This window comes from Flavihumibacter sp. (assembly GCF_036676075.1).
Taxonomy (GTDB): Bacteria; Bacteroidota; Bacteroidia; order Chitinophagales; family Chitinophagaceae; genus Flavihumibacter.
The window spans coordinates 803,351-815,796 of sequence record NZ_JAKFDQ010000007.1 but is presented as its reverse complement, the minus strand read 5'-3'; the positions used below and the strand labels follow the sequence as shown (position 1 = coordinate 815,796).

The 12,446-nt window shown below is 46.3% G+C and carries 9 protein-coding genes; 8 read left to right on the top strand and 1 reads right to left on the bottom strand.

Annotation, left to right across the window (positions count from 1 at the left end; translation table 11 throughout):
- Positions 1-9: 9 nt before the first annotated feature.
- Positions 10-612 carry an HAD family hydrolase gene (locus V6M43_RS06380; protein ID WP_332733437.1) on the top strand — a complete coding sequence of 201 codons (603 nt, stop codon included), beginning with the start codon at positions 10-12 and terminating at the stop codon, positions 610-612.
- A gap of 36 nt (positions 613-648) precedes the next feature.
- Here the strand turns inward: V6M43_RS06380 and V6M43_RS06375 are convergent, their stop codons facing one another.
- A complete protein-coding gene (locus V6M43_RS06375) occupies positions 649-933 on the bottom strand; it encodes a hypothetical protein (RefSeq protein ID WP_332733435.1) in 285 nt (94 codons plus the stop codon).
- Between the two features lie 185 nt (positions 934-1,118).
- On the opposite strand from V6M43_RS06375, the gene V6M43_RS06370 reads away from it, so the two are divergent.
- From V6M43_RS06370 to V6M43_RS06340, 7 genes are all read left to right on the top strand, one after another.
- Positions 1,119-1,589: a ribosome maturation factor gene (locus V6M43_RS06370; protein ID WP_332733433.1), complete on the top strand. Its 471-nt coding sequence runs from the start codon at positions 1,119-1,121 to the stop codon at positions 1,587-1,589.
- 11 nt (positions 1,590-1,600) lie between these two features.
- Positions 1,601-2,848: a transcription termination factor NusA gene (gene nusA, locus V6M43_RS06365; RefSeq protein ID WP_039126110.1), complete on the top strand. Its 1,248-nt coding sequence runs from the start codon at positions 1,601-1,603 to the stop codon at positions 2,846-2,848.
- 24 nt (positions 2,849-2,872) lie between these two features.
- The gene (infB, locus tag V6M43_RS06360; protein WP_332733429.1) at positions 2,873-5,941 is read left to right on the top strand and encodes a translation initiation factor IF-2; all 3,069 of its coding nucleotides are present in this window, start codon (positions 2,873-2,875) and stop codon (positions 5,939-5,941) included.
- Between the two features lie 101 nt (positions 5,942-6,042).
- Positions 6,043-7,395, top strand: coding sequence for a peptidylprolyl isomerase (locus V6M43_RS06355; protein ID WP_332733427.1), 1,353 nt, complete (start codon positions 6,043-6,045; stop codon positions 7,393-7,395).
- A gap of 52 nt (positions 7,396-7,447) precedes the next feature.
- A complete protein-coding gene (locus V6M43_RS06350; RefSeq protein ID WP_332733425.1) occupies positions 7,448-11,014 on the top strand; it encodes a PAS domain S-box protein in 3,567 nt (1,188 codons plus the stop codon).
- Positions 11,014-11,655, top strand: coding sequence for a response regulator transcription factor (locus V6M43_RS06345; RefSeq protein WP_332733423.1), 642 nt, complete (start codon positions 11,014-11,016; stop codon positions 11,653-11,655). Before V6M43_RS06350 ends, V6M43_RS06345 begins: the two co-directional genes overlap by 1 nt.
- Positions 11,656-11,677: 22 nt before the next feature.
- Entirely contained in the window at positions 11,678-12,391 is a 714-nt protein-coding gene (locus V6M43_RS06340) for a uracil-DNA glycosylase family protein (protein WP_332733421.1), read from the top strand.
- Positions 12,392-12,446: the final 55 nt, after the last annotated feature.

Here is a 12,446-nt window from a genome sequence, read left to right as displayed (position 1 = left end):
ACATCTTACATGAATATCATCCTTGACCTCGGCGGCGTACTGATGAATATCAGTTTCGCCGATACAGAGAAAGCCTTTGAGAAAATAGGACTTAAAAACTTCCATAATTATTTTTCGCAATACAAAGCCACTCCGCTTTTTGAAGATCTGGAAACGGGAAAGGTCACTGAGACGGAATTCATCCATAATTTCCGGAATGAAACCGGCCTCAAAGCCCGCGACCATGAAATTGTTCAGGCCTGGAATGCCATGCTCCACGACTTCCCACCTGAGAGGATAGAATGGCTTCGCAATCTCGAAGGGCGTTATCGCGTCTTCCTATTCAGTAATACAAATATTATTCACCATGAAGAGTTCCAGCTGAAATTTCATGCGAATTATCCCGGCAAGGCATTCGACCGGCATTTTGAAAAAGCTTATTACTCGCATGTGATAGGAATGAGAAAACCCTATGTGGAATCGTACCAGGCCCTTCTTGCTGATGCAGGCATAGATGCTCATGATTCTGTCTTTATTGATGATACCCTCACAAATGTGGAAGGAGCACGTGCTGCGGGTCTGCAGGGAATTTTCCTTGAACCGGGTAAAACCGTCCTGGACCTCCCTCTCTAAATCTTACCTCTTAAATCTTACCTTAAATCTTACCTCTTACTTCTTACCTGTCTTGATTTCCTCAAAATCTATATAATCGCTTTTTTTAGGCTTTTCGGCACGGGAAGGATCGGCCTGGGAAAAAGATCCCGGCCCTTGGAATTGCTGTCCGCCAGCACCCGGATATTGTTGTTGAGCACGCATTTGGGCATCCATCTGCTCCTGGGCAGCTTTGAATTGGCGACGTACCTGGCGGGTAGCACGTGTTACAGGGATCAGAAATCCGAAAATAAAACGGTAAGCGATGTACGCCAATAACAGTAGTAATACAGTTTTTAACATAGCCACGCAAAGTTACATTCTAAACAAATGAAGTTATTGTTAATCTTGCCCGCTCCTAATTTGGAAGGAATAGGCTATTACCTTACATTTGCAGCGGAAAAAGAAGCAAGAGAAGGGAACGAAAGCGTTCCCTTCTTCCATTTTCATATCCCCCGGAGCACGGGAAAAGGCTAGAATCAGGACAATTGACAAACGAAACCCTTATACAATCTGTGACCCAGTTCATCAATGAACTGCTGGAAGGTGATACTGACAACTTCCTCGTGGATCTGCGGGTGAAACCCGGGAACAATATAAAGGTGTTCATGGATGCTGACAGTGGAATAAGCATTGCACGATGTGTGAGCATCAACCGCGCTCTGTATAAAAAGATCGAAGAGGCAGCCTGGTTTCCGGAAGGGGATTTTTCGCTGGAAGTATCGTCACCCGGATTAGATGAGCCACTGAAACTTCTTCGGCAATACAGGAAAAATCTGGGCAGAAGCGTGGAAGTGACAATGAAGGATGCCTCCAGAATTGAGGGTAAATTGCTGGAAGTAACTGAAGACGGAATCGTTGTGGAAGAAATAAAAGGTAAGAACAAAAAAAAGGAAGTGATAGCACATTCCTTGTTATTTGATAACATCAAACAGACTAAAATTCAGGTAGTTTTCTAAATATCACTACAATGGCAAGTATCAATTTGATAGAAGCATTTCAGGATTTCAAGGACGCGGAGAATATTGACCGTCCCACCATGATGAAAGTGGTGGAAGATGTATTCAAGACCCTCCTGCGCAAGAAATACGGTGCAGACGACAACTTCGACGTGATCGTGAACGCTGAAAAAGGTGACCTCGAGATCATTCGCAGGCGCACCATCGTAGAAGACGGCGCAGTTGAAGACCCGCTGGCACAGATCGCCTACAGCGATGCTGTTAAGGTGGAACCCGACTACGAAGTGGGTGAAGAACTGTACGAAGCGGTCGAGATCCTCGATTTTGGTCGGAGAGCAATTCTTGCCGCCAAACAAACACTGGCAAGCCGTATCAGTGACCTGAAAAAGAACGTATTGGTCAAGAAATATGGCGACCGTGTAGGGGATATTCTGAGTGCCGAAGTTTACCAGGTCTGGAAAAAAGAAATCCTCCTGCTCGATGAAGAAGGAAACGAACTCATCCTCCCTAAAAGTGAACAGATCCCACAGGATTATTTCAAAAAAGGGGAGACAATCCGAGCTGTGGTAAAGAAGGTGGAACTAAAAAATAATTCACCCGTAATCATTTTGTCGCGCACCAGTCCGCTTTTCCTCGCTAAATTGCTCGAAATTGAGGTTCCGGAGATTTTCGACGGCCTGATCGTGATCAAAAAGATCGTTCGCGAACCAGGTGAAAGAGCCAAGGTTGCAGTAGAATCCTATGATGACAGGATCGATCCGGTTGGTGCCTGTGTGGGTATGAAGGGAAGCCGAATCCATGGCATCGTTCGGGAACTGAAGAATGAAAACATAGATGTTATCAATTACACCAACAACATCCAACTTCTGATCCAGCGCTCACTCACGCCCGCCAAGATCACCAGTATGGAGCTGGACAACGAAAAGCACCATGTAAACGTCTTCCTGAAGCCCGACCAGGTATCACTTGCCATCGGTCGTAAAGGCGTTAATATTAAACTGGCCCAGGAATTGACTGGATTGACAATTGACGTATTCCGTGATAATGAAGGAGAACCGGAAGAATTTGATATAGACCTCGATGAATTCAGCGACGAAATCGAAACCTGGATCATTGATGAATTAAAACGCATCGGCTGTGATACCGCACGCAGCGTTTTGGACCTTACCGTTGACGAATTAGAGAGAAGAACTGACCTGGAACGCGAAACCATTGAAGAGGTGAAGCGGGTTGTTCAGGAGGAGTTCGAAAAAGAATAAATACTGTTCACACAGAAAAGATAAATGGCAGAAACAACAACACCTAGATTGATGGCTGCGGCCAAGGAATTCAACATCGGTAAAGACACCCTTGTTGATTTTCTGGCGAGCAAAGGATTTGATCGTGAAGATCTGAAACCCACTTCCAAACTCACGGAGGACATGTACAATGCCCTTCAGCGTGAATTTCAGGGCGATAAGGTGGCAAAGATCAAGAGCGACCAGATTGACCTGCCCAAAGGCAGTGTGCAGGATAAGAAGCGTAAGGAAGATGAGGATATCAGTATTCGTAAAGAAGTTAAGAAGACAGAGCCTGTTAAGGAAGAAAAACCAGTAGTAGTTGAGGCTGCACCGGCGCCCGTTCAAAAAGTGGAAGCTCCTGTTGTTCCTGAACCAGTAGCTCAGGTGGAAGCCCCGGCACCTCCTCCCGCGGAAGCCCCGGCCCCATTGCCCGCACCGGAAGCAGAGCCAACACCTGTTGTGGAAGCCCCACCGGCTCCTGTGGCAGAAGTTCCTATTCCGGATGCAACACCTAAAACGGAAAAGCCGGCAAGTTTTGAGGGCCCCAGGGTCATTGACAAGATCGACCTCTCTACCATCGATTCCTCTACCCGTCCTAAGAAAACGGTGAAGAAATCAGAGGCCCCCGCACCTGCGGCTAAAGCAGAAGAGGCCCCGGCACCTAAAGCACCAAAAGCCCCGGTAGCCGCACCTAAAGAAGATGTTGTTGCTAAAGAAAAAACAATAGAAACACCACCGGCTGCAGCGCCACAGGAAGAGCCTGAAACGCCGCCGATGATTGAAAATATCCAGGCACAGCGCCTGACCGGGCCTAAGATCTTAGGTAAGATCCAGCTTCCCGTTGATAGCGATACCCGTCCTAAAGCAGCGCCCGCTGCATCGTCTGGCGGATCAGCATCATCAGCTGCCCATGACGAAAAACGTAAACGTAAACGTATCCCTATCGATAAGAAAGGGGAGAATATCACTCGCCAGCAGGCTAGCGGCCAGCAAGGTGGTGGTGGCGGTTACCAGGGCCAGCAACGTCCGCCCGGTCAGGGTGGTGGCGGTGGCCGATTCCCTCGTCCACAGGGACCAGGTGCAGCAGGCGGTAGAGGCCCGGCACGTCCGGGACAAGGAGCACCTCGTACCGGTGGTCCTCGTGAAGTAAAAGAAATTGATCAGAAAGAGATCCAGGAGAAAATACGCCAGACCCAGGCCAAAATGGCCGGAAGCTCTGGTAAAGGAAGAAGTGTAAAGTCAAGGCTCCGCCGCGAGAAACGCCAGGAAATGGCCGATCAGCAAGGCAATGAGACCCAGGATATGACGCTACAGGTAACAGAATTTATCAGCGTTAGCGAACTGGCTAACCTGATGGATGTTGGCTATGCCGATGTTATCGGAAAATGTATGGGACTTGGAATGATGGTGTCTATCAACCAACGCCTCGACGCGGAAGTAATTGAACTGGTTGCCAATGAATTCGGATTCAATGTTGAATTTATCGGAGTTGATGACGTTGACCAGCTTGATGAAGAAGAGGATGAAGATTCACCAGATGAACTTCAGCCGCGTAGTCCAATCGTTACCATTATGGGTCACGTTGACCATGGTAAAACATCATTGCTCGACTATATCCGGTCAGCGAACGTAGTAGGCGGTGAAGCAGGTGGTATCACCCAGCACATCGGTGCCTATACAGTTGATCTCCCAAGTGGTAAAAAGATCGCCTTCCTCGATACACCCGGACACGAAGCCTTTACAGCGATGCGTGCACGTGGTGCCAAGGTTACCGATATTGCAGTTATAGTTATCGCAGCAGATGATGCCGTGATGCCGCAAACAAAAGAAGCGATCAGCCACGCACAGGCAGCTGGAGTTCCAATGATCTTCGCCATAAACAAGATCGATAAGGATGGTGCAAACCCGCAGAAAATATATGAGCAGCTTGCCGGAATGAATATCCTCGTTGAAGAATGGGGCGGTAAATTCCAGAGCCAGGAACTGAGTGCTAAAAAAGGACTCAATGTTGATCTCCTGCTCGAAAAAATATTGCTCGAAGCCGAAATTCTGGACCTTAAAGCCAACCCCGAGCGTGAAGCAAACGGAACCATCATTGAAGCCACCCTCGATAAGGGCCGTGGATATGTTGCTACCGTACTTGTTCAGAACGGTACCCTACACCAGGGCGACCTGGTAGTATCGGGACAATTCTATGGAAGGGTGAAAGCTATGTTCAACGAAAGGAACAAAAAACTCGACCAGGCGCCACCATCAACTCCAGTATTGATCCTGGGTCTGAATGGTGCACCGCAAGCGGGTGAAACATTCCGTGTATTTGAAGACGAATCAGAAGCTAAAGATATCGCTACCCGCCGGGCACAGATCCTGCGTGAACAGGGTATCCGTACCAAGAAACATATCACCCTTGATGAGATCGGCCGACGCCTCGCACTGGGTAACTTTAAGCAGCTCAACCTCATCATCAAAGGTGACGTGGATGGATCTGTGGAGGCACTGAGTGACTCCCTGATCAAGCAAAGTACCGAAGAGATCGCGGTGAGCGTAGTGCATAAGGCAGTAGGTGCTATCACCGAAAGTGATGTACTCCTTGCAACTGCATCAGATGCCATCATCATCGGATTTAACGTTAGGGCATCCTCGCAGGCAGCCAAGCTGGCAGAAAATGAAGGCGTACAAATCAAGACTTATTCCATCATTTACAATGCCATTGAAGAGATCAGAAGCGCCATGGAAGGAATGCTTGAACCTAAAGTTCAGGAGAAAGAAGTTGCTACCGTGGAGATCAGGGAAGTGTACAAGTTCGACAAGGCTACCGTTGCCGGATGTTTTGTTACGGAAGGTAAGATCAAGCGCGATAGTAAGATCCGCCTCTTCCGCGATGGAGTACTCATCTACCCTCGTACCGAAGGAGCTTTTGCTGAACTGGGAAGCCTGAAACGCTTTAAAGACGATGTGAAAGAAGTAAACAACAATTACGAGTGCGGACTTACACTGAAAAACTTTGCCGATATCCAGGTGGGAGATACCATCGTGGCCATCGAAGAAGAAGAAGTTAAACGTACTCTGTAATGATCCGCTCCTCACAGCAACCCTGTGAGGAGCCATATCATTTTGTTAAATAATCAAACAATCGAAACAGGAGCCCGTCTCCTGTTTTAATTTGTAGAAGAATGAAGAAATTATTGCTGCTTTTGACGGCCATCAGCGCCGGCTACCTCACCCAGGCACAAACACGTAAAGTGGTTGCAGATAGAATAATTGGTGTGGTAGGAGATAAGATCATACTCCACTCCGATATCAGGAACGCCATCTTTGACGCGCAGCGCCAGGGACAAACACTTCCTGATAACCCGGAATGTATCATCATGGAACAGGCTTTGGCCCAGAAAGCACTGGTATTGCAGGCCGAAAAGGATTCACTTGTTGTGAGTGAGGCAGAGATCGAAGCGCTGTTAGACAATCAGGTTCGTGGTTTCGTTCAAATGTACGGCTCCAAAGATGCCCTCGAGCAAATCGCCGGCCGTACCGTTTACCAGATCAAGGAAGATTTCAGGCAGTCATTCACTGAGCGGAAGCAGGCTGAAATGATGCGGGCTAAAATTGTAGAGAATATCCGCATTACTCCAAATGAAGTAAAGGATTATTTCGATAAAATTCCCGTTGACAGTCTGCCCTTTTATGAGAGTGAACTTGAAGTGGGTGAAATAGTGATGTATCCAAAAGCAAGTCGCGATCTTGAACTATATGCCATCGAAGAACTAAAGGATTTTAAACAGCAGGTAGAAGAGGGACGCCAGAAATTTGAGACCCTCGCAAGCCTTTATACAGATGATCCGGGAAGTAAAAATACTGGCGGCATGTATGCCATTAACCGTACCGAAAAGCAGATGGACCCGGCATTTATTTCTAATGCCTTCCGTCTTCGTGAAGGACAGGTTTCCCCGGTTTTCAAAAGTAAATTCGGATACCATATCATCCAGATGGTTAGCCGCGCTGGTGATGATGCCACCGTGCGCCATATCCTGAAAATCCCGGCAATAACTGATACTGAAGTAGGAACGGTTGTTGAGAAAATGGACTCCCTCCGCGCTAAGATCGTTGATGGAACAGTAGGCTTTGGAGAGGCGGTTAACAGGTACAGTGAAGACGAGAATTCCAAGTTCACAGGTGGTATGCGCCAATGTGGGAACGGTACCTTCTGCACCATCGATCAACTCGACAAGGAACTGGTATTACAATTGAAGGATCTCAATCCCGGTGATTATTCAAAACCACTGGTTTACACCGATGAGCGCGGTAAGAAGGGTGTGAGATTAATTTACCTGAAATCACGTACAGAGCCCCATCGCGAAAACCTGAAAGACGATTATAATAAGGTGGCAGAAAGAGCCCTGGAAGAGAAGCGATATGAAACCATCGAAAAATGGTTTGCGGGTAAGATCCCAAGTTTCTACCTCACTATCGACTCCCAGTTTGCTACTTGCGAACAGTTGGGTTTGTGGATGCAAAATCTGGCAAAATAAGGTTTCCACCTCCATGTTTTTCCTACTGAACTGTTCTGCCTAACTTTAGGATATGATCGTTACCAGCCAGGGAATACATAGCATGACGCAGCACCTGCCCTATCGGTTCCACTCAGATGAGTTTGCTGTGGTTTCCTTTTGCAGCGATGCACTCAGCATGCTTTCCGGAAAAGAGATTAACGGTACACCGCTAAAACTTGATGGTTTACTTCATCTCGACAGCAGTGCAAGTGCTGCCCTCGGTGTTGCCACCCGTTACCGCGAGCCCGTGTGTTTTAGGGCATCCATCAGAGTTAAAGAAGAAAGTTTACTACCGGTATACTGGACCGTGGTGCCTGAACCCGGTGGATACGACTGGTTTGGATTTCCAGCAGCAATACGCGACCGCATAGAAGGCCGGCTTACAGAACTTGAACTGTTGGTTGCCTCGCTTACGGATATGGTATTTGAACTCGACAAAGATGGCATCTATATAAATTTCTGGGTCAAAGATCCCGGTGTACTATTTGTTGAGCCTTCGCTGTTTCTGGGTCAGGACGTACGCCAGGTGATCCATAATTATTTTGAACCACTTGAACACCTTCTTCGTCCGGCTTATGATGAAGCAGTTGAAACGCGTAGCATTAAAATTGTTGAATACATACTTCCTGGTACAAGCCAGTGGTACTCCTGTCGCTTTTCTCCCATACTCAATTCCGAATCAAACCTGGTTGGGATGATCATTACAATTGCTGAGATCAGTGCTCAGAAAAAACTGGAATTTGATCTGAGAGAAAGTGAACAGAGCTATCGCGACCTGTTTGAGAATGCTAACGATATAATTTATATAATCGATAACAATGCCAATCTGCGATCTATGAATCGCATGGCGGAAAAACTTCTCGGTTATTCAGAAGAAGAGATGGCAGGCAAGTCATCACATCTTTTTTTCGCACCAGAGAAGCTTCCATACGCTATAGAGCAGGGTGCAGTAAAAATGGAGGGAGGCACCAGCCTGACTGTTTATGAATCTGAGTTCGTCTCAAAAAATGGAACGCGCATACCCGTGGAGGTGAGTTCAAGGCTTATCATCAAAAATGGAAAACCAGATGGAATTCATGTTACTGCCCGTGACATGACCAATCATAAAAAAGCCCAGTCAGAACTCGCTAACAGCGAAGCCAGATTTCGATTCCTTTCAGAATATGCCCACGACCTTATCTGCCTGCATCGTCCTAATGGCGATTATATTTATGTTTCCCCAGCTTCAAGACAGTTACTGGGTTATGAACCGGAAGAGCTCACTAACAGATCTCCCTATGATTTCTTTCTTCCGGAAGATGCAGATACTACTGTAAGAGATGCGCATAATCATAACAGTAAGGGGATGAGCAGCCATTCTGTTCAATATCGTTTCCGTAAAAAAGACGGATCTTATATATGGTTGGAAACTGTGTCTAAACCTATCGTTGAAGATGGAGAAGTAATCTATATCCAAACCAATAGCAGGGATATCACCTATCGGAAAATGACCGAAGATCAGCTTGTTGAAAGAGACCGCCTTTCTTCTGCTCTCGCTAAGGCTTCTAAATTATTGCTTACAAGTAACTCAGTGGAAGAAGGTCTTCGGCAATGCCTCCAGGTTTTGGGAGATGCTGTTCAGTCAGAATGCCTTTTTGTTCTGCAATGTGTTGAAGGGGAAAGTAAACTCTTTCATATCTGGTGCAAATCGTCACCATGCACCGTTATGCAGAAATCGCATTTGTTTATTGGTGCTTCTTCCCTGTTATCTGATGAGGATAAAAATACAGCTGGCTTTGTTGCCGAGTTCCATGTTGCCAGTGAATCCAATGATACGATCCGTGATTGGATGGAAGAGTTGGGGTATAAATCCATTCTGATTACTCCCCTGGTTACAAGTGATGGTAATTGGGGAGGTTTTGGCTGCGGGCAGAAGGAAAATGCCAGGCAATGGACCAAAACAACCATTGACACCCTCACCACATTCGCTTCTTCTCTAAGTGCGGTAATTGAAAAAAACATCCGCGACCAGCAAATCAGGCGAAGTGAGAACCTTGTGCAGTTAGAGAAAGAAGTGCTGGAGATGCATACTGGTTCTAATGCTTCCCTGCAAGAAATTGCTAATCACCTGTTGATGGGATTAGAAGCATTGGGTGATAGTTTCCATTGTGCAGTTCTACTTTGTAAAAGCAACCTCAAAGAAGCAGTTAGCCTTGCTTCTCCCAGCCTTCCGGCCGCTTTCAGAGATTTCGTGAACAATACGCCTAATGATTCGGTTCATACTACTTGTGGAAGGGCTGTAGAAAGTCGTCAGCAGGTATTTATTGAAGATATAAGCAAGAGCGATCTTGCAGAAACCACCAGGCAGGGGGCTGAAATGATGGGAATAAAAGCAAGCTGGTCGATACCCATTATCAGCTCCACAAATGAAGTGCTTGGAACCTTTTCAGTATTCTTCAAAGATGCCCGGTCGCCCAGGCCGGAAGAACTAACGATGATCAATAGGGCCAACCATATCCTTACGATGATAATTGAAAATAAACAGGCAGCAGAGAAGCTGCACATGAGTAATGAACGGTATATCCTTGCAACACGAGCATCAAATGAGGCCATATGGGATTGGGATGCAATTGAAAGAGTATCATTCTGGGGGGAAGGTTTCAATACACTTTTCGGCTATCCGTCACAGTTCTACCCCGGCGATACAAATAATTGGGAAGACAAGATTCATATCGATGACCGTGAACGCGTACTTAAGAGCATAGATTCGGTTTTAAGCGGAGATAGGCAGGGACTGTTCATTGAGGAATATCGTTTCCGCAAAGCCGATGGAACCTATGCACTTGTTATTGATAAGGGTTATTGCATGTACAACGACCAGGGCAAGGTGATCCGCATGATCGGTTCTTGTGAGGACATTACCGAGCGTAAGCGAATGGAAGAGCGACTGGTGCAACAGGAGATCCATAAACAACAGCAGATTGCACAAGCGGTGGTTGATGTTCAGGAAAGTGAGCGCGCCGAAATTGGTAAAGAACTTCATGATAATGTAAACCAGTTGCTCACTACTGCAAAACTTTTCCTTGAGGTTGCACAAAATGAGGACGGCATGTCAAAGCAAATGATACGCCGTAGCTCTGATACCATCATGAGTGCCATAAATGAGATCAGGACCATCAGCCGGAGCCTGATGCCCGCAAGTCTTAATGATCTCGGACTTGTTTCATCCATAAATGACCTGGTAGAAAACATTGAACTTACCCGGCAATTAAAGGTAATTTTCCGCCACAAAGGAAAATTGGATAGTGGTTTGCACCCCAAACAAAAACTGACCCTTTTCCGGATCATCCAGGAACAGGTCAATAATGTTATCAAACACGCTAAAGCAAATAAACTCGAAATCGATATATCATATACTAATAAGTTCACCCGACTCGAAATTAAAGATGATGGCCAGGGCTTTGATCTCAATGAAGCAAAGTTGAAAGACGGCATGGGATTGTCTAACATCATGAGCAGGGCAGCCATCTTTAATGCAGATGTTCAGGTGCTCACGGCACCGGGTGAAGGCTGTAGACTGATTATTGCATTACCAAATAAAAACAACCAGGATACCTGATGAAAAAACTTTCAATACTTATAGTGGATGATCACAAGCTGATTCGTGAAACATGGAGTTTTATCCTGGCGAGTGATCCTCGCTTTGAAGTGATCGCCGATTGTGGTGACCCTGAGGAGGCTATTAAGATCGCCGGCGAAAAGAAGCCAAGCGTTGTGTTAATGGATATTAATATGGTTCCGATGAGTGGTTTCGATGCCACCGGTGAAATTCGTAAGATATCTCCCAATACAAAGATCATCGGAGTCTCAATGCACTCGCAACCTGCTTATGCGCGTAAAATGCTGCAGGTAGGGGCACAGGGATATGTGACCAAAAACAGTAGTCGGGAAGAAATGGTAAAGGCCATTCTTGAAGTTGATAAGGGCAATAAATATATCTGTGATGAGATCCGGAATATCATTTCAGAACAGGTGATGGAGCCGGGAAGTGAAGGTCCAGATATCCAGAGCCTTACCGAGCGCGAGATCCAGGTGATACACTATATTAAGGACGGCCATTCCTCCCGCGAAATCGCCCAACAGCTTGATATATCACTAAAGACAGTGGAAGTGCACCGCCATAATATCCTGAAGAAGCTAAAACTAAAAAATGCGGCTTCACTCGTAAACTTCATCAACAGCAACCCCAGTTTGTATTAGGTGTCTGACACATGTTCGGGGGATGTTCGAACATCTATTTCCTGAACACCCTATTTCCATGTTCTCTAACTGCGCGATATCATTCTTCAGGAAACTCCGCCCGCCGGAAAAACTGCCGGATGGAATTGACCCGCTCTATCCCCATCCCCAACCTGAGGTACAGCAGGCAATACGCGAATTTTTTACCCGGTTTTATTCCGATGAAGAACCCCGCGTTATGCTTATTGGTATCAATCCAGGCAGATTCGGCGCCGGTATTACCGGCATCAATTTTACCGCCCCCAGGCAATTATTGAATGATTGCGGCATAACCCATCAATTCGGCGAATCCTCAGAGCTTTCTGCCGAATTCATCTATACCATAATCCGCGAATATGGTGGTGCCGCCGCATTCTACAGCAGATTCTATATAGGCTCCGTTAGTCCCATCGGCTTCGTAAGAGCGGGTAAAAACCTGAACTATTATGATGACCCCCAACTTCTCGCATCCATAAAACCTTATGCTGTCCAATGTCTTCAAAGCCAGCTCAGTTGCGGCATCCTGCGCCAAAAAGCCATCTGCATCGGAGGATATAAGAATCTGCATTTTCTTAACCGGCTTAATGAGGAGTATCATTTTTTCGATGAGATCATTTCCGTTCCACACCCGCGTTTCATCATGCAATATCGCCGCTCACAACTTCAGATGCACGTTCAGGAATATTTATCGGCACTTGCGTATTGCGTAAATGAATAATATATACTTTTACATCTTCTAATATTTATTTTATGATTTTCTAAGCTGTCGGCCC

Coding starts and splice junctions, on each gene's coding strand:
- V6M43_RS06380 (WP_332733437.1), top strand. CDS start 10: ATGAATATCATCCTTGACCTCGGCGGCGTACTGATGAATATCAGTTTC.
- V6M43_RS06375 (WP_332733435.1), bottom strand. CDS start 933: ATGTTAAAAACTGTATTACTACTGTTATTGGCGTACATCGCTTACCGT.
- nusA (WP_039126110.1), top strand. CDS start 1,601: ATGGCAAGTATCAATTTGATAGAAGCATTTCAGGATTTCAAGGACGCG.
- infB (WP_332733429.1), top strand. CDS start 2,873: ATGGCAGAAACAACAACACCTAGATTGATGGCTGCGGCCAAGGAATTC.
- V6M43_RS06355 (WP_332733427.1), top strand. CDS start 6,043: ATGAAGAAATTATTGCTGCTTTTGACGGCCATCAGCGCCGGCTACCTC.
- V6M43_RS06350 (WP_332733425.1), top strand. CDS start 7,448: ATGATCGTTACCAGCCAGGGAATACATAGCATGACGCAGCACCTGCCC.
- V6M43_RS06345 (WP_332733423.1), top strand. CDS start 11,014: ATGAAAAAACTTTCAATACTTATAGTGGATGATCACAAGCTGATTCGT.
- V6M43_RS06340 (WP_332733421.1), top strand. CDS start 11,678: ATGTTCGAACATCTATTTCCTGAACACCCTATTTCCATGTTCTCTAAC.